Below are 19,138 nucleotides of genomic sequence, written 5' to 3' on the forward strand. Positions count from 1 at the left end.
TAAGAATAAAATATGACTGAGGGTTTGATATTCGAAAAGTGTAGAAAAAATCATTTAAAAATGATTGTGTATTTTCATATGATATAAGCCTTTATCTGGCAATCTGTACGTCAATATCGTTTAAAATTGAGAAGTGTGGGATTTTGCATGTCTGAGAAAAAAATTGTTGCACACCGTGGAGGAGCTCATCTTTATCCTGAAAATACCCTTTCGGCATTTAATAATGCTATAGCGTTAGGTGTTGATGAAGTTGAATGCGACGTTCATTTGCTGAAAAGCGGTGAAGTGGTTGTCTTTCATGACTTCCGTCTAGACCAATTGGTTGGAAAAAAGGGGTATATTCACGACATTGATAATGAAACGCGCAAACAACTCTGCGTAAAAGGAAGCCAAGAAGCACCTCCCTTATTAGAAGAAGTGCTTGATCTTTTAGCACCAACGAATGTTGCATTGCATCTTGAAATCAAGACATGCGGTGAAGTGGAGCGCGAAACAATATTATCCCAAAAAGCGCTTGCGCTAATAAAAAGCCGAAATTTATCAGAACGGGTTTCTGCAATTAGTTTTGATCCTTTTATCCTTCGTCCTTTTATTGAAGCAGGAATACCATCTGGTCCATGTGTTGATAATTTTGAAGGTGATATGTACCGTCATTTTTCTGAATGGAAGCAATTAGGTTATTCTGATCTAAGTTTAGATGGCTCTATTGTTTCACAGAACTTTATTGAATCTGCTCTTGAGGCTGGTTTTACTGTAGGGGTATGGACAATTAATGGAAAAGCTCGGTTATCATATTGGCTTGATATGCCTGTACATTATATTACGACAGATCAACCTGATCTCGCATTACAATTGTGTGCACAAAGGTAAAAATACATCAACACAAAAGGAACTATATATCTTCATAAAGTTAGCGTAATGAAAGAAGAAAAATTATCTAATATATAACAATAATACATTGATTATAATCATAATTAATATTTTACTCATGTGAGTAAGAGACCTTAATACGTAAGATTCTCTTATTTAAAATATTTTTACAATGAATCAATCAAAATCATTCGTTTGAACATTACAAGCAGGGTTGGAGTGTGGATAAAAAATGATTGAGAAAAGAATAAAAATATTCATTTAACATATTTCAAATGCAAGGCTTGTTTAAGCATTAGGGTCGCACATGATGATGTCGTTTTGCACTTTTATGAAGTGTAAAAATGATGGCATACAAAAAGTCTTATATACTTTAATGGAGAGGCTTTAGGGCTTATTTTATAGGTTCTATCATGAAATGTAGATGTATTGAAAGATTTTTTAACAGCATGGAAATTGGTCATACAGTGTCATTTTGTTTTGCGTGAGGGGTGTGACCTTGTTACAGGGAAAGAGGCTATTAAGCGCTTCAAAATGATTTTCTTAATTTTAAAAAAATTCTATTTGTCTCTTCTTTAAATTCAGTAGCAGCATCGTGTTAAAGTTATAAGCCGAAAGTTATAAGACAAATAATAAAAGAATAAACAATTCTTTTTAAAAAAGTAAATCCAGATATTAAAATAGTCATTGAATGATATTTACGATCCATATCTTTTTACCAAGTGACTTTGCTTATTTAAGCCATCTCACTTTTTTCAGATAGTTACAAACGCGTATTTCGTGAATACATAAGAAAGCTTATAAAAGAAAATAAATAAATTTAAACAAATTCATTTGACCTTTAAGTGGTTCCTGTTTAAATGAGAGAATATGTTTCTGAAATAAAACAGTCATAGCATGTTCATGTGTAATACTATAAATTTAGGGGTAGTTTGTATTCCATCACTTCAGAAAGGGTGAAGCATGAGTCGTTTTTATCTTTCCATAGCGGCCACGGTTGCTATCATAATGTCCACAGCGGGGATGACAGAAAGTTTTGCACAGACAAAAATCAGCTTTTGGCATTCTATGAGTGGTGAATTAGGAAAGCAAACTGAAAGTCTCATTAACGATTTTAATGCAAGTCAATCTGAGTATAAAGTTGTTTCTTCATTTCGCGGTGAATATGAAGAGGGATTGATTTCACTCATTGCAGCATTTCGTGGAAAGAAACAGCCAGTACTTGCTCAAATTTATGACGTTGGTACTGGAACTATGATGGCTGCAAAAGGCGCAATCTACCCATTTTATCAACTTATGGCTGATACAAAACAAGAATTTGATCCTACAGATTATTTCCCTGCTATTAGTGGTTATTACTCCGATGAACAGGGACGTATCGTCTCTATGCCATTTAATATTTCAACACCCATCCTTTATTATAACAAAGATATCTTTAAAAAAGCAGGGCTTGATCCAGAACAGCCTCCTAGAACATGGCAAGATATAGAAAACTTTTCCAAGAAAATTCTTGAGACTAAAGCGGCGACTTGTGGTTTTACAATGGCTTATGCCGCTCAATGGATTGGTATAGAAAATTTTTCAGCGTTGCATAATGTTCCTTTTGGAACGAAGGAAAATGGCTTCAAAGGACTTGATTCAGAACTTACATTTAATGGACCTTTACAAGTGCGTATGTGGACTGACCTGAAAAAGTGGTCTGATCAAGGTATTTTCCGTTACGGTGGTCCAGCAGGTGCATTAGATTCAACACCAATGTTTATGGCACAAAATTGTGCAATTTTTATGCAATCTTCAGGATCACATGCTGGGATTGTTTCTGAAGCGCAGTTTAATGTGGGGGTTGGTATGCTACCGTACTATAAGGATACAGAAGGAGCACCACAAAATTCAGTTATTGGGGGAGCTTCTATTTGGGCGTTTAAGGGACATACTCCAAAGGAATATGCAGGGGCAGCCGCTTTTCTTAAATTTCTTTCAAAAACAGAAAATCAAGCAAAATGGCATCAGGAAACAGGTTATCTCCCAACCACAAAAGCGACTTATGAATTGAGCAAAAAACAACATTTCTATGAAAAAACGCTAGGTGCGGATATAGCTATCAAACAGATTAATCTTAATCCACCAACAGTTAACTCAAAAGGGATAAGATTTGGTAATTTACCACAAATTCGTGCCATTCTTGATCAAGAGTTGGAAGCTGTTCTTAGTGGTTCAAAAACGCCGAAAGATGGTTTAGATGAGACCGTTGAACGTGGAAATAAACTCTTGCGTGAATTTGAAAGATCTAATCATTAATTTCGTTTTATTGTTAAACATTAAAGACTCAACAAAAACGGTTGAGTCCTTTTTGTTTACTTTTTTAAAGTCTCTACATTTAAAGAGCCCTACGAATGCAAGAAAAACATGCATATTTTAAAAATAGTCTACTTTCTTACGGATTGCTTTTTCCTCAGCTTCTTGTGACTTTTTTGTTTTTCTTTTGGCCTGCTGCCCAAGCAATAAAATCATCTTTTGAGCGTGAAGACCCTTTTGGCTTTACAACAACCTTTATTGGTTTTGAGAATTATCTAACCGTTCTTTCTGATCCTACTTATCGGCAATCGCTTCTTACAACCGCAGTATTTTCCATCTCAGTTACTGTCGCTTCAATGACAATATCACTTCTCTTAGCTGTCTGTGTTGATCGTGTCATACGTGCAAAAAAGGCTTATACAATGCTTTTGCTCTGGCCCTATGCTGTTGCTCCAGTATTGGCAGGTATATTGTGGCTGTTTATCTTTCATCCCACCATCGGAATTATCCCTTTTTTTCTCGAGAAAATAGGGGTGCTATGGAATTATCGTATTAATGGCACTCAAGCAATGATTCTTATTGTCATTGCGGCTAGTTGGAAACAAATTTCTTATAATTTTCTCTTTTTTCTTACAGGTCTTCAGTCTGTTCCGCGTTCTCAAATAGAAGCAGCCGCCATTGATGGTGCTGGTCCCTTTAAACGATTTTGGACAGTGGTTTTCCCGCAAATTTCACCAACGACGTTTTTCCTTCTTATTGTCAATGTCAATTATGTTATGTTTGATACTTTTGGTATTATTGATAATACAACTTCTGGAGGTCCTGCGCGTGCAACGAGCATCCTCGTCTATAAAGTATATGACGATGGCTTTAGAAATCAAATAATCGGTGCATCAGCAGCACAATCAACAATATTGATGTTGATGGTTATTGTCTTAACGTTTATCCAGTTTCGCTGGATTGAGCGCCGTGTACAATATTAGGAAACAAATTATGGTTGAAAATCGCCCTGTTTTGAAATTTCTAACCCATATTATTCTCATTGTTGGTATTATCATTATTTGCTTTCCAGTTTATGTTGCTATCATTGCATCAACTCATAGTTCAGCAGCATTTAACTCAGGAACACTTCCTCTTTTGCCTGGGAAATATGCTCTGGAAAATTATAAAACAATCTTTGGTGATGGCCTTGCACAGCTGGGTTTGCCCAACCTCTGGCCACTCTTAATGAATTCATTCATTATGGCTCTTGGGATTAGCGTTGGAAAAATTATTATTTCACTTTTGTCTGCTTATGCAATTATTTACATGCGCTTTCCCTTCCGAAAAACTGCTTTTGTTCTTATTTTTGTTACATTGATGCTCCCTGTCGAAGTTCGTATTCTTCCAACCTATGAGATTGTTGCAAAATTGGGGATGGTCAACACCTATAGTGGAATGATTATTCCACTTATTGCATCTGCAACCGCTACATTTTTATTTCGCCAGTTTTTTTTGACTGTTCCAGATGAACTCTTAGAGGCGGCACGTGTTGATGGTGCAGGTCCAGTTAAATTTTTTAAGGATATTCTTCTTCCTCTTAGTAAAAGCAATATCGCTGCTTTATTTATCATTATGTTCATTTATGGATGGATACAATATCTCTGGCCTCTTATCATCACAACGGATCAAAATCATCAAACGATCCTTATTATTTTAAAACAGCTTATTGTCGAATCACTTCAACATGATCCTCAATGGAATATACTCATGGCAGTATCGGTTGTTGCCATGGTTCCTCCTGTTCTTGTTGTTATCTTCATGCAGCGGCTTTTTATCAAAGGCCTTATTGAAACGGAGAAGTAATTGTGGCCATAATCCAGTTATCAAATATAAAAAAACAGTATGACAACGGCATTCTGGTCATTGATGATTTAAACTTAACTGTTGCCGATAAAGAACTTCTTGTTCTTGTCGGTCCTTCAGGGTGCGGAAAATCGACCTTATTACGTATTATAGCAGGACTTGAACAAGTTACCTCAGGTGAATTATGCATTGATAACGAATGTATCAATGATCGTGAACCAGCTGATCGTGATATCGCTATGGTTTTTCAAAATTATGCCCTTTATCCCCATATGACAGTTCGTGGAAACTTAGAATATGGTCTTAAAAATCGTAAAACTCCTAAAGAAGAAATTAAAAAACGTATCGCACATGCTGCAAAGCTTTTGGAGATAGAACCATTTCTTGATCGTAAACCACGACAATTATCAGGAGGACAACGTCAGCGTGTTGCAATGGGGCGTGTGATTGTACGTCAACCCCGTGTTTTTCTCTTTGATGAACCTCTTTCAAATCTTGATGCAAAATTACGGGCGCAAATGTGTATTGAAATAAAAACACTACAGCGTTCATTAGGAACAACGAGCCTCTATGTTACCCATGATCAACTAGAAGCTATGACATTAGCTGATAGAATAGTCGTTTTGAATAAAGGAGCTATCGAGCAAATTGGAACACCAATGGAAATTTACGATACTCCAGCAACAACATTTGTTGCTGATTTTATTGGTTCTCCTCCTATGAATTTTCTTGATCGCCATGTCTTAGAACAACATTTAGGGCATTCATTTTCTTATGGTGAAGAAACTGATCTTTTAGCATTCAGACCTGAAATAATCTTATTGGGCCAACATCCAGATAAAGGGCCTGTCTTTCACACAAAAATTGAGCTTATCAAGCTTATTGGAACAGGTTGCCATGTTTTAACGCGTTGGAATGGTATCATCTTTACGATTGAAATAAAAGAACGCTTGACACACGACTATGGTCAAAAACTAAGTTTCACTGTTGCTCATCAGAATTTTCATACTTTTAATAAAAACACAGGAAAGCGCACAAATAATAAGTAAGCATTAATTGATGTGATACGACTCTCTTTTATGCTGCGTCATGATAATGTTGTATTTTGACTTTCTCGATTACATTCACAAAATCAGAGTATAACCGATGAGATTAAAAATAAAATTTTAAAAGTTTTGGTAATGGTTCATTGTCACATGATGTTGAGAATATTCGAAACGCTCATATAATGAAATCTTGCACTTTTATGGTCTATAAGAAGAATATTATTTTCAAACATCAAACATAATAAAGTTCTTTTCATTGTAGAAAAACATCAAGAGATAATAACCATTTATTAACCATATTTCTTCTCATTTAGAAAGGTACTTTATCAATAAAAAACAATCTATTATTATCTATTTCCTGATGTAATAATTTATGTATCTTATAAAGAATGAATAAGAAAAATAGAGAGAGAAAATTATTCATAGATGATGGCACTATGCACCTTATATCTTAACTTTGATCCATTTTAGCATCTATAGGGTATAAATTTTTTCTGTAAAATCAACTTTGTTTTATATCATTGTCACCAATCATGAGGATTGAGTATTATTGGTAACATAATCATAGATCTATGATTTTATGAATTTTTTTCTTCTCTCTTTCGTAGAAGATTTTTTAAGGTTTCGTGATAGCATCAATGATGGTATTTACATTATGTTCCATCATATCGAGATAAGTTGCTGCAGGGCCATTTTTGTTTGACAATGCATCAGAATAAAGTGTTCCACCAATTGTTAAACCTGTTTCTTTTGCAATCTGTTTTATGAGACGGGGATTAGAGATATTTTCAACGAATAGGGCAGCTGCTTTATTCGCTTTAATTTGTTGGATAAGCTTGGCAACATCGGCTGCGGTTGCTTCAGCTTCTGTTGAAGCACTTTGAGGGGCAAGGATAGTAAAACCATATTCCTTGGCAAAATAGCCAAACGCGTCATGAGATGTGATAATGATACGTTTATCTTTAGGAATGGCAGCAATTTTTGTTTTCAGGGTATCTTGTGCTATTTTAAGTTTTTGGATGTAGGTTTCGGCATTTTTTTTGTAGCTGGTACAGGATTGTGGATCGATTTTACAAAAAGCAGCAGCGATATTCTTCACATAGATTTTGACATTGGGAATTGTTTGCCAAGCGTGTGGATCAATAACGCTGTGGTGGTGATGGGCATTATGTTCTTGATTTTTCATTTTGAGGGAAGGAATGTTAGCGCTAACTTCGACAAGAAGTGCTTTTGTCCCACTTGCTGTAATGAGGCGATCAATAAATCCTTCTAAATGAAGCCCGTTGATGAAAATAATTTGAGCATTTCTAAGAGCCTGAGCATCATGGGGGGTAGGTTCATAAGTGTGGGTATTCGCATTTGGACCTACAAAAGTGGTCATAGAGATATGGTTGTCTCCTACATTTTTTACGAGATCTGCGAGAATAGAAAAGCTCGCAACAACTTTGATTTTATTGTGTGCAGAAGCAGAAAATGGAGAAAGGGCAAGCAATAAAGCTCCAAGAAGAACAAATTTTTGAGCAAACTTAGGCACATTTTTTTCCTTAAAGTGAGGAGGTATAAAAGAGGTGGGGAAACCATGTTACAATAAAGCCACGTGGACTTATCAAACAGGAAACAAGATAAATAAATCCTGCGGTAATGATGATAGCAGGGCCGGAGGGAAGTGAAAGATGAAAAGAAAGCAAGAGACCACATACGCTAGAAATGATTCCAAAAAGAGTGGAAAGCGCGCAAATAGGGCCTAGCCGTGAAAACCAAAAACGGGCTGTAATGGCTGGAATCATCATAATACCAACGGAAAGTAATGTTCCTAGTGATTGAAAGCCTCCAACCAGATTCAACACCACAAGTCCAAGCAATGAAATATGAATATATTTACTCAATGGAGAGAGTGATTTAAAAAAGAGGGGATCAAAGCTTTCTAAAACGAGTGCACGCCAAAAAATACAAAGGCTGCAGAGTGTAATCAGCATTATAGTAGCGATTAACCAAAGGGCTTGTGCATCAAGTGCAAGAACCGATCCGAATAAGAGATGAAGCAGCTCAATTGTTGAGTCTTTCAGTGAGATAATAATAACACCTGCTGCGAGTGCAATAAGATAAAAGACGGTCATGGATGCATCTTCTTTCTGAAAGCTGTTTCGTGAAATCAAAATGGTTGCTAAAGCAACAATAAGACCAGCGAAGATGCCACCAAGTGTCATAGATATGAGGGAAAAACCACAAATCAGAAAAGCAATTGCAACACCAGGAAGAATGGCATGAGAGATAGCATCTCCTGTCAAGCTCATTCCACGGAGCATCAAAAATACACCAACAGGACAAGCGCTAATAGACAGAAAAATAGAACCGATAAGGGCGTTTTGCATAAATTGGAAATCAACAAAGGGGGCAAGAAAAAATGTATACACGTCTTATAACCTAAGAAAGAGAGGATCATTGATGAGAAGATTTTGTTTTTGTGCGCTAATAGGAAAAGAATTGGATGTGAGAGGTGGCATAACGTGATGAAGGGTGTTGTTTAAAAACTGTGTTGTTTCTCCATAAAAGGCGTTTTGTTGATCAATTTGAATCATTTGGGGGAAAAATTCTTGCACGATGAGAGGGTTATGGAGTGCTGTGAGAATTGTGCGTCCTTGCTGTTGCCAGTATGTGATCAGAGCAAGAAGGTCTTTTTGGGTATTATGATCTACACCATTGAAAGGTTCATCAAGTAAAATAATATTGGCATCTTGTACAATGATACGTGCAAAAAGAGCGCGTTGTAATTGCCCGCCTGATAATGTTTCAAGCGAACGGGGTGCGAGTTCTGTAAGCCCAACCATTTTAAGAGCATTTTGAATCTTAGAATCATAAGGGCGCTGATTCTTCCATAATCCACAAAAAGACCACAGTCCTGTTTTTACAAGCGTTTTCACATCAATTGGAAATGTTTTATCCACATCACATTGCTGAGCAAGATAAGCAATGCGGCTTTTTTTTGGTTTTGTAATTTTTCCTTTAAGAGGTTTAATCAATCCGGCGATGGCTTTTAGCAGTGTCGATTTTCCAGCGCCATTATCACCTGTTATTGCAACCAATGAACCAGCTTTTAACTTTGCTGAAAAGTTCTTTATTGCTATTCTATTCCTATAGCCTAATGTTGTCTTATTGAAGTACAGATCCATATTTTTTACCATCGTTACTTATTATTTTGGAAACTATGTAATAATATAACGTTTGTCAACAAAATGTTATATTATTACATAGTTTTGAGTACTGAAAATTTTAGTGGGAAGATCGTGGAAAATTAAAAATAATAATTGAATTCACCTTGACGAAAGAGAGAGAGTATATACTATATATAGTATCAAAATGATTGGTGATTCTAAATAAGCACAAGAGAGGGTGTTAGTGTGTTTCGTTTGGTATCTAAGTTATTTCCATTATTGTAAAGAGTTTATTGGCCAAAGGTATAGCAGTATTTTTACTGAAGGGTCTCTTTTGGAAGGATTTCCTTTCGTTTTTGTAATTGATTTTTGCCGTAAAAGAGCAAACAGAGCTCTTGAAAAACGGTAGTTTAGAACATTAGTTTTTTAGACAGCAGGAGGGAATTGTAATGCAAGCAAAAGATTGTTTTATAACTAGGGGGCTTTGCCATTTAAGTTGTAGAATAATCGCTTATTCTCATCATAGTGTTTGAAGTTATTTGATGAGAGGAATTCTGTTATGTTCAGGAAGCTGTGTATTATTTGAAAATAACCACATGTTTTGCGTACAATTTCTATTTTTTGTTATTCTTGAGTACCTATAAAATTATTAGATTGACCTTTCAGGGTTGATTGTTTGGAATTGTGAAAGTTGAAGAAAATGTCGATCACTATTTATAGCAAACCATCTTGTGTCCAATGTGATGCTACACGCCGCGCTTTTGATGCAAAAGGCATTCATTATCGTGTTGTTGATATTTCTTGTGATGAACAAGCATACAGTTTTGTTCAATCTCTGGGGTATCGTCAGGTTCCTGTCGTTGTTTGTGGTGAAAATCATTGGTCTGGTTTTAGACCAGATATGATTAGTGGTCTTTGTGCTTAATGGGGCTTATTGTTTATTATTCGAGTGCAACGGGTAATACAGAACATTTTGTCTCGCAGCTTGGGCAACGACTCTTCAAAATTGATAAAAAAAAGCCTTCTGCATTGGTTGGTGAACCTTATGTATTGGTTGTTCCTACATATGCAGATGGCGAAGGAAGAGGGGCCGTGCCGAAAGCCGTTGTCCAGTTTCTTAATGAAGCTGAGAACCGAAAATTAATTCGTGGTGTTATTGGCGGTGGGAATCGTAATTTTGGTCGCTATTATAATCTAGCAAGTAAAATTATTGCTGAAAAATGTTGTGTACCTTGCCTTTATCGTTTTGAGCTGCGTGGAACTGATGAAGACGTTATTTATGTAAAAAAGGGATTGGAAAGATTTTGGAAACAATTGGTATAGGACAATCGCAGAAATCGGATCAGATTACTGATTATCATGCGTTGAATGCGATGCTTAATCTTTATGATGAAAATGGTCATATTCAATTTGATATGGATCGGCTTGCTGCGCGGCAATATTTTCTTCAGCATGTTAATCAAAATACAGTTTTTTTTCATAACCTGAAGGAAAAAATAGATTACTTAATAGAAGAAGGTTATTATGAAAAAGCTTTATTTGAGCTTTATGATTTTTCTTTTATTAAAAAGCTTTTTAAACGTGCTTATGCATTTAAGTTTCGTTTTCCTACCTTTTTAGGCGCATTTAAGTATTATACCAGCTATACACTGAAAACTTTTGATGGGAAACGTTATCTTGAACGTTATGAAGATCGCGTCTGTCTTGTAGCTTTATATTTGGCACAAGGGAATAAAGCTCTTGCTGAAAGTTTTGTGGATGAAATTATTACAGGACGTTTTCAACCGGCAACACCGACATTTTTAAATGCTGGGAAAAAACAACGAGGTGAATTGGTTTCGTGTTTTTTGCTACGTGTTGAAGATAATATGGAATCGATAGGTCGTTCGGTTAATTCGGCTTTGCAGCTTTCAAAACGTGGTGGAGGTGTAGCGCTTTGTTTAACGAATTTGCGGGAAGCAGGGGCGCCAATTAAGCAAATAGAAAATCAGTCCTCAGGTGTTTTACCGGTGATGAAACTCTTAGAAGATTCTTTTTCTTACGCCAATCAGCTTGGGGCACGACAGGGGGCTGGAGCTGTTTATTTGCATGCTCATCATTTAGATATTATGAAGTTTTTGGATACAAAGCGTGAAAATGCTGATGAAAAAGTTAGAATTAAAACGCTTTCGCTTGGTGTCGTTATTCCTGATATTACTTTTGAGCTTGCACGGAATAATGAGGATATGTATCTCTTCTCATCGTATGACATCGAGCGTGTGACAGGTAAGCCCTTTAGCGATATTTCTTTAACGGAGCATTATCGTTCTTTTGTTGATAATGCAAAGATTCGTAAAAAGAAAATAAATGCACGCGTTTTTTTCCAGACATTAGCGGAAATTCAATTTGAGTCCGGTTATCCCTATATTTTATTTGAGGATACTGCTAATCGATCGAATCCGATAGCTGGGCGCATAAGTATGAGCAATTTATGTTCAGAAATTTTGCAGGTGAGTGAGGCGAGTGAACTGGAGACAGATTTAACTTATCGCACGATTGGAAGTGATATATCCTGCAATCTTGGATCCATGAATATTGCCAATGCAATGGAAAGTCCTGATTTTGGACAGACCGTGGAATCTGCTGTTCGTGCTCTTACTGCTGTTTCGGATATGAGCAATATTGCTTGTGTGCCTTCCATTGCGAAAGGCAATACTGAAAGTCATGCGATTGGTTTGGGACAAATGAATTTGCATGGGTTTCTAGCGCGTGAGCAGATCTATTATGGGTCTCCAGAAGCGATTGATTTTACCAATATCTATTTTTATATTGTGACATATCACGCCATACGGGCTTCCAATTTAATTGCGCACGAACGTCAAGAAATGTTTGCAGGGTTTGAAAAATCAGCTTATGCAGATGGACGTTTTTTCGAAAAATATATTGAAAAAGAATGGAAACCGCAATTTCCGCTTGTGCAAGAGCTTTTTGCACGGAATAATATTGTTATTCCAGATCAAAAGGATTGGCAGGAACTCAAAAAATTAGTTATTGAGTATGGGCTTTATAACCGCAATTTGCAGGCAGTTCCACCTACGGGATCTATTTCCTATATTAATCATGCCACTTCTTCCATTCATCCAATTGCTTCAAAAATTGAAATTCGCAAAGAAGGAAAAATTGGGCGCGTTTATTATCCCGCTCCTTATATGGATAATACGAATTTGAATTTTTACCAAGATGCTTATGAGATTGGTCCTGAAAAAATTATAGATACCTATGCTGCTGCAACACAGCATGTTGATCAAGGTCTTTCATTAACATTATTTTTTCCTGATACAGCGACCACACGTGATATTAACCGCGCACAAATTTATGCTTGGAAAAAGGGTATCAAGAGTATTTACTATGTACGATTACGGCAAGTAGCATTAAGTGGAACAGAAGTTGATGGCTGTGTTTCGTGCAGTTTATAGGAGATCATCATATGACAAAGATTACAACCAAAAATCCTGTTGTGTGTGCTGTTAATTGGAATAGATTACATGATGAGAAAGATCTTGAAGTATGGAACCGCTTAACTGGGAATTTTTGGTTACCTGAGAAAGTTCCACTTTCCAATGATATTCCCTCATGGTCAAGCTTAACGGATGAAGAACGCAAGCTAACGATTCGTGTTTTTACAGGACTAACGCTTCTCGATACAATTCAAAACACTGTAGGAGCCATTTCGCTTCTGGCTGATGCGATAACAGAGCATGAGGAGGCAGTTTTGACGAATATTGCCTTCATGGAAGCGGTTCATGCACGTTCTTATTCCTCTATTTTTTCAACCCTTTGTTCGACGGTAGAAGTTGATGATGCGTTTAGATGGTCAGAAGAAAATATTCATTTGCAGAAAAAGGCTAGATTAGTACTTGAGCGTTATGAAGCAAATGATCCACTTAAGAAAAAAATTGCTTCGACTTTGCTGGAAAGCTTTTTATTTTATTCTGGTTTTTATTTGCCCATGTATTGGGCCAGTCGCGCTAAGTTGACCAATACAGCAGATCTTATTCGACTAATCATTCGTGATGAAGCAGTCCATGGTTATTATATAGGTTATAAATTCCAATTGGGCTTTGCAAAGCTTGATGAAGCCAAAAGACAAGAAATTAAAGATTTTGCTTTTAACCTGCTCTTTGATCTTTATAACATCGAGTGCAAATATACTGAAGATCTTTATGATGCGCTTGGATTGACAGAAGATGTTAAAATTTTTCTTCATTATAACGCTAACAAGGCTTTAATGAATTTAGGTTTTGAAGCTCTTTTCCCCCCTGAGGTTTGTCGTGTTAATCCCGCTATTTTGGCAGCTTTATCACCAAACTCTGACGAAAATCATGACTTTTTTTCAGGGGCAGGTTCTTCTTATGTCATTGGCAAGGCGGTTGCTACTACGGATGATGATTGGGAATTTTAATGTTTGCATGCAAATAGAAGTGCGCGGGGTATTCCACTGAGGTCTTTGCGCATTTCTAAACATTGAAAGCCATTTGTTTCAAACAAATTGCATACTTCTTTTTCTTGAGAGTAACCAATTTCAACAGCGATAGTGCCGTTTTCTTTTAAGTAGTTGGCTGCTTCATGGGCGAGCTTTCGATAAAAATCAAGACCATCTTTTCCACCGACAAGAGCGCGCAATGGATCATGTAAGCGCACTTCTTTTGCAAGTTTTTTGATATCTTTTGCGGGAATATAAGGTGGATTGGAAACAATAAAATCAAAGTGACCAGTGACAGAATCAAACCAATCGCTAAGAAGAGGTGTGAAGCGATGTATTACTTCAGCATTTTTTGCATTTTTTGTCGCTGTTTTAAGGGCATCTTCAGAAATATCGACAGCGACTGCATAGGATTGTGGAATTTGTTTAAGAATGGCAATGGCAATGGCGCCACTTCCTGTCCCCATATCAAGGAGTGTTATTTTTCTCGAGTTTTTGATCTGTTTTTGGAGAAAAGGGAGAACAAGATCTATCAGCGTTTCTGTATCAGGGCGAGGTTCTAACGTCTCTTGAGACAACGTAAAAGATATACCATAAAATTCTCGTGCTCCTATAATACGGTAAATGGGTTCGCCTGCAATACGGCGTTGTAAAGCCTGTTCTATTTGTATAATATGCTCAGAAGATAGATGCATATCTGGTTTAGAAATTCTTTCAGCAGCATTTATTCCTGTTATCCATTCAACGAGTATTCTCGCATCGAGATCGGCTTCAGCAATCCCTTTCGTGCGCAATTTTTCTTGCATTTGTTGGATAACATTCTTGAAAGAATATTTGCTCAATTATTATCCATTTCCATCAGCAGTGTTGTTTGATGATCTGAGATGAGTGCATGAAGAAGTTCATCAAGATCTCCCTCTAGAATGCGATCAAGCTTATACAAGGTTAGATTAATACGGTGATCCGTGATGCGTCCTTGTGGAAAATTATAGGTACGAATGCGTTCTGAACGATCACCAGAACCAACTTGGCTCTTACGGGAAGCTGAACGTTCATTTTCCGCTTTTTGTCGTTCGATATCGAATAAGCGTGCCCGTAAAATTTGAAGGGCTCGTGCTCGGTTTTGATGTTGTGATTTTTCTGCTTGTACGACCATAATTCCTGTTGGAATATGCGTGATACGAACAGCTGAATCCGTTGTATTAACATGCTGTCCTCCTGCTCCAGATGCACGCATTGTGTCGATACGAATATCTTCAGGACGAATATCAATATCAATATCTTCAGCCTCTGGAAGTACAGCAACGGTAGCAGCAGATGTATGGATACGTCCACCTGTCTCTGTTTCAGGGATGCGTTGCACACGATGGACACCTGATTCATATTTCAATTTAGAAAAAACACCTTTTCCTGAAATGCTAGCAATAATCTCTTTATATCCGCCAACTTCCCCCTCACTGAGTGAAATAACTTCTACTTTCCAATGGTGAGCATGGGCATAACGTTCATACATGCGAAAAAGATCACCGGAAAAAAGTGCTGCTTCTGATCCACCCGTTCCTGCTCGAATTTCAATAATAGCGCTTTTTTCATCAGCAACATCTTTAGGCAAAAGCAGAATCTGGAGTTCTTTTTCAAATTGCTCTACTTTTTTATATAACGATGATAGCTCTTCTTGGGCAAGATTACGCATCTCTATATCTGTTTGTTTATCGTTGATAATCGTTTCTAATTCTGTAATCTCTTCGTAAAGAGCATTTAATGCGCGTATAGAGGTAATAACGGGTTGTAGTTCTGCATATTCAGAAGCTAATTTGACATATGTTTCAGCATTTGGATTGGTTGTCATTTGGCTTTCAATTATTTCAAAGCGCTTTTCAAGCTGTTTTATGCGATCTTGTGGCAAAGAAACCATGATAATACTGGCCTAATTTTTCATAATACAATTTTTTATAATATTTTGTTGCAACATTTCTCATTATAACAGTTTTTTTGTTATAACACTGGCAATGAATTATTGTATAGCATCATACCAAAAGGGGTAATAGAGCAGAAAAACTTTTTTGCCAATGAAAACTATTATATTTTAAAAGTAAATTTTTATAAAATTCGATTTATCTGAGATATCTTCATCTCATGGCATATAATCATCTTTTTAAGAGTTTTTTTTTCCGTAAAGTTCAAGACGATGATGAACAATATCATAGCCAAGGGATTTTGCAATTTCCTCCTGCAGTTTTTCAATAATATCAGAATGAAACTCGATAACTTGTCCTGTTTCTATATCAATGAGATGATCATGATGTTGCCCATCTGCTTGCTCAAAACGAGATGGACCACCACTAAAGGTATGGCGGTGAATTGTTCCATTTCCTTCTAATATTTTCATGGTTCGATAAACTGTTGAGAGTGAAATACTCGAATCTATTTTGTTTGCACGCTGAAAAATTTCAAATGCATTGGGGTGATCATTTGTATCAGTCAAAATATCAAGAATAACACGCCGCTGGCGCGTTACTCTTAAACCAGCTGTGCGCAATTCTTGCTCATAGTCTCGCTTTTTATTCATCGTTCACTGTTTGCTTTTCAAACAAAGGCTCCATGACAGTGTTTGTATTTTTTCTCTGAACCGCAAGGACAACGTTCATTGCGTCCAACTTTTCCCCATGTGCTTACATCATTGGGGTCACGGTCTTGTGGATTAACAAACCTATTTTCTTGTGATCGTGCCCATAATGGTGGAGTATTTTCTTGATTTTGATCATTAAAAACAGAAGAATCAGCACCAGTTTGTTCCGGCAGGGACGGATCGGTAGTTTGTTGAATAATTTCAAAGCGCATAAGTTTAGAAGTCACAATCCGGCGCAAATTTCTTAGCATACTTTGAAAGAGTTCAAAAGATTCGGTCTTATACTCATTGAGTGGATCTCGTTGTGCATAACCACGAAAACCCACAACAGAACGCAAATGGTCTAAACTTACCAGATGTTCACGCCATAACGTGTCAATAGTTTCGAGCAATACTGCTTTGTGAAAATAAGCCATAACTTCTGGAGAATATCGTTCAGTACGCTCATTTTCAAGTTTTGTAACAGCATCTGATACACGCTCTAGAATTTGCTCCTCGGCAATTCCATCTTCTTTTGCCCATTCTTCCACTGGAAGCTCAAGATTAAAGAGTTGTTGAAGCTCTTCTTCAAGAGTTTTTGCATCCCATTTTTCAGAATATGTCCCTGAAGGAATATAAGCCTCTACGAGATCCTCTACGACTTCATTACGCATTTCAAGGATCATTTCTGATAAATCATCTGCGTTCATGACCTCCATACGCTGTTCAAAAATAACCTTGCGTTGATCATTCATGACATCATCATATTTTAGCAGATTTTTACGAATTTCAAAGTTTCGTGCTTCGACCTTTTTTTGTGCTTTTTCAAGGGCTTTATTAATCCATGGATGGATAATAGCTTCATTTTCTTTCAATCCAAGTTTTTGCAGCATACCATCCATACGGTTAGAGCCAAAGATACGCATAAGATCATCTTGAAGAGAGAGAAAGAATTTTGAGCGACCAGGATCGCCTTGGCGACCAGAACGTCCACGAAGTTGGTTATCAATACGACGGCTTTCATGACGTTCAGTAGCGATAACGTAAAGCCCTCCAGCCGCTAAAGCTTTTTCTTTAAGCTTCTGAACATCTTTTTTTATTTCTTCAATTTTAGCTGTCCGCTCTGGACCTTCTGGGATATCCTGTAACTCTTGTCGGATGCGCATTTCAACATTACCACCAAGCTGTATATCCGTACCGCGTCCTGCCATGTTGGTTGCAATGGTGAGAGCTCTAGGAACTCCTGCTTGCGCAATGATATATGCTTCTTGTTCGTGATAGCGAGCATTTAAGACTCTAAAATCGGTAATGCCTTCTTTTCGCAAACGCTCTGCCAATTGTTCTGACTTTTCAATAGAGGTTGTTCCAACAAGAATAGGCTGTTCTTTTTCGTGAGCTTGACGGATATCACGCACAATTGCCCGATATTTCTCTTCTGCTGTTCGATAAATCTCATCATCTTCATCAATACGTTGTATTGGCAAATTTGTAGGGATTTCGACAACGTCAAGACCATAAATATTTCTGAATTCTTCGGCTTCTGTTGTTGCAGTTCCAGTCATGCCAGATAATTTCCTATACATACGGAAGTAATTTTGGAAAGTGATGGAAGCAAGTGTCTGGTTTTCTGGTTGAATAACAACATGCTCTTTAGCTTCTAACGCTTGATGAAGTCCTTCAGAATAACGCCGCCCAGGCATCATTCGCCCTGTAAATTCGTCAATAATAACGATTTCATCATTGCGAACAATATAATCTTTATCGCGAGCAAAGAGTTTATGAGCTTTTAGAGCATTATTGACATGATGAACGATAGCGACATTTTCTATGTCATAAAGACTCTCACCTTTAAGATGCCCAGCTTGTTCGAGCATTTTTTCAATTTTTTCAGTACCAACTTCGGTAAAGGTCGTTGTTTTTTGTTTTTCGTCTATTTCATAGTCTTCTGGAGTTAAGGCAGGAATAAATGTATCAATAAGGTTATAGAAGTCAGTACGATCTTCTAGAGGACCAGAAATAATAAGGGGGGTACGGGCTTCATCAATAAGAATCGAATCAACTTCATCAACAATTGCGTAATGATGTCCACGTTGGACCATTTGACTATGATCGAAAGCCATATTATCACGCAAATAATCAAAACCTAGTTCATTATTTGTGGCATAGGTGATGTCGCATGCATAGGCTTCTCGGCGGGCATCACTATCAAGATCATGAAGAATCACGCCTGTTGTAAGCCCTAGAAAACTAAAAATTTTCCCCATTGTTTCAGCATCACGACTGGCGAGATAATCGTTTACTGTCACAACATGAACGCCTTTACCTTCCAATGCATTGAGATAAATTGGTAGAGTTGCCATTAATGTTTTACCTTCACCAGTACGCATTTCAGCTATGCCGCAGTCGTGAAGGACCATTCCACCAATAAGTTGTACGTCAAAAGGACGCATGTCATAAACACGTTTTGCGGCTTCACGAACAGTCGCGAAAGCTTCCGGTAAGAGCAAATCAACACCCTCACCTTCACTAAGACGTTTACGAAAGGCATCTGTTTTTTGGCAAAGTTGCTCATCACTTAATTTTACGAATTGTTCTTCCAAAGCATTAATTTGTGCAACTTTTTGGCGGAGTGCTTTGAGATGTCGCTCATGAGCTGAACCAAAAAACTTACGGGCAAAAACACCTAAACTGACCATCTCTGGCCCTTTCTTTTAATTGTTGTCACTCTTGTTGGGTAATTCATACGCTCTCCCCATACTCTACATTTTCTTCAAATTATCTGATATCATTAGTGACATCATGAAATGCAGATGGTACCATTATACTTGCTGGTGTGCAATTTTTCACTCTAATTGTAAAG

Annotated in this window: 15 protein-coding genes and 1 pseudogene; 9 read left to right on the top strand and 7 right to left on the bottom strand. The window is 37.2% G+C overall.

Translation table 11 applies throughout. From position 1 onward, the window contains the following. Positions 1–147 precede the first annotated feature (147 nt). The 5 genes from ACFINE_RS04255 (at position 148) to ACFINE_RS04275 (ending at position 6,059) form a co-directional block, all read left to right on the top strand. A complete protein-coding gene (locus tag ACFINE_RS04255; protein WP_375611843.1) occupies positions 148–870 on the top strand; it encodes a glycerophosphodiester phosphodiesterase in 723 nt (240 codons plus the stop codon). Between the two features lie 963 nt (positions 871–1,833). Continuing rightward, entirely contained in the window at positions 1,834–3,168 is a 1,335-nt protein-coding gene (gene ugpB, locus ACFINE_RS04260) for a sn-glycerol-3-phosphate ABC transporter substrate-binding protein UgpB (RefSeq protein ID WP_375621174.1), read from the top strand. A gap of 95 nt (positions 3,169–3,263) precedes the next feature. Next, entirely contained in the window at positions 3,264–4,148 is an 885-nt protein-coding gene (gene ugpA, locus ACFINE_RS04265) for a sn-glycerol-3-phosphate ABC transporter permease UgpA (protein WP_375621175.1), read from the top strand. A 10-nt stretch (positions 4,149–4,158) separates the two neighbouring features. Further along, positions 4,159–5,010 (top strand): sn-glycerol-3-phosphate ABC transporter permease UgpE, encoded by an 852-nt coding sequence (gene ugpE / locus ACFINE_RS04270; protein ID WP_375613289.1) that lies wholly within the window; start codon positions 4,159–4,161, stop codon positions 5,008–5,010. A gap of 2 nt (positions 5,011–5,012) precedes the next feature. Further along, positions 5,013–6,059, top strand: coding sequence for a sn-glycerol-3-phosphate import ATP-binding protein UgpC (locus ACFINE_RS04275; RefSeq protein ID WP_375621176.1), 1,047 nt, complete (start codon positions 5,013–5,015; stop codon positions 6,057–6,059). 613 nt (positions 6,060–6,672) lie between these two features. Here the strand turns inward: ACFINE_RS04275 and ACFINE_RS04280 are convergent. From ACFINE_RS04280 to ACFINE_RS04290, 3 genes are read right to left on the bottom strand one after another with little or no spacing between them, the layout of a single operon-like run. Continuing rightward, positions 6,673–7,590: a metal ABC transporter solute-binding protein, Zn/Mn family gene (locus ACFINE_RS04280; RefSeq protein WP_375621177.1), complete on the bottom strand. Its 918-nt coding sequence runs from the start codon at positions 7,588–7,590 to the stop codon at positions 6,673–6,675. A gap of 10 nt (positions 7,591–7,600) precedes the next feature. Further along, positions 7,601–8,470, bottom strand: coding sequence for a metal ABC transporter permease (locus tag ACFINE_RS04285; protein WP_375621178.1), 870 nt, complete (start codon positions 8,468–8,470; stop codon positions 7,601–7,603). A gap of 3 nt (positions 8,471–8,473) precedes the next feature. Beyond that, on the bottom strand, positions 8,474–9,226 hold the full coding sequence (locus tag ACFINE_RS04290) for an ABC transporter ATP-binding protein (RefSeq protein WP_375621179.1): 753 nt from the start codon (positions 9,224–9,226) through the stop codon (positions 8,474–8,476). A 682-nt stretch (positions 9,227–9,908) separates the two neighbouring features. Between ACFINE_RS04290 and nrdH the strand changes: the two genes are divergently transcribed. Genes nrdH through nrdF form a run of 4 tightly spaced genes read left to right on the top strand, consistent with a single transcriptional unit; the run spans position 9,909 to position 13,649 of the window. Further along, positions 9,909–10,133, top strand: coding sequence for a glutaredoxin-like protein NrdH (gene nrdH, locus ACFINE_RS04295; RefSeq protein WP_005774163.1), 225 nt, complete (start codon positions 9,909–9,911; stop codon positions 10,131–10,133). After that, a complete protein-coding gene (gene nrdI / locus ACFINE_RS04300; RefSeq protein WP_375621180.1) occupies positions 10,133–10,531 on the top strand; it encodes a class Ib ribonucleoside-diphosphate reductase assembly flavoprotein NrdI in 399 nt (132 codons plus the stop codon). Before nrdH ends, nrdI begins: the two co-directional genes overlap by 1 nt. After that, positions 10,513–12,663: a class 1b ribonucleoside-diphosphate reductase subunit alpha gene (nrdE, locus tag ACFINE_RS04305; protein WP_375621181.1), complete on the top strand. Its 2,151-nt coding sequence runs from the start codon at positions 10,513–10,515 to the stop codon at positions 12,661–12,663. Before nrdI ends, nrdE begins: the two co-directional genes overlap by 19 nt. 11 nt (positions 12,664–12,674) lie before the next feature. Beyond that, complete coding sequence (gene nrdF / locus ACFINE_RS04310; RefSeq protein WP_273722534.1) at positions 12,675–13,649, top strand: class 1b ribonucleoside-diphosphate reductase subunit beta; 975 nt, start codon at positions 12,675–12,677, stop codon at positions 13,647–13,649. Here the strand turns inward: nrdF and prmC are convergent. The 4 genes and pseudogenes from prmC to secA form a co-directional block, all read right to left on the bottom strand. Next, entirely contained in the window at positions 13,646–14,512 is an 867-nt protein-coding gene (prmC, locus tag ACFINE_RS04315; protein WP_375621182.1) for a peptide chain release factor N(5)-glutamine methyltransferase, read from the bottom strand. The genes nrdF and prmC overlap by 4 nt on opposite strands. Then, a complete protein-coding gene (prfA, locus tag ACFINE_RS04320; RefSeq protein WP_375621183.1) occupies positions 14,509–15,585 on the bottom strand; it encodes a peptide chain release factor 1 in 1,077 nt (358 codons plus the stop codon). Before prfA ends, prmC begins: the two co-directional genes overlap by 4 nt. A gap of 240 nt (positions 15,586–15,825) precedes the next feature. After that, positions 15,826–16,318, bottom strand: a pseudogene (locus ACFINE_RS04325) (Fur family transcriptional regulator). Next, positions 16,257–18,974 (bottom strand): preprotein translocase subunit SecA, encoded by a 2,718-nt coding sequence (gene secA, locus ACFINE_RS04330; RefSeq protein ID WP_375621184.1) that lies wholly within the window; start codon positions 18,972–18,974, stop codon positions 16,257–16,259. The pseudogene ACFINE_RS04325 and the gene secA overlap by 62 nt, the downstream one beginning before the upstream one ends. Between the last annotated feature and the right edge of the window lie 164 nt (positions 18,975–19,138).

Source organism: Bartonella sp. AA97HXZ (assembly GCF_042196985.1).
In the GTDB taxonomy this organism is placed as follows: Bacteria; Pseudomonadota; Alphaproteobacteria; order Rhizobiales; family Rhizobiaceae; genus Bartonella.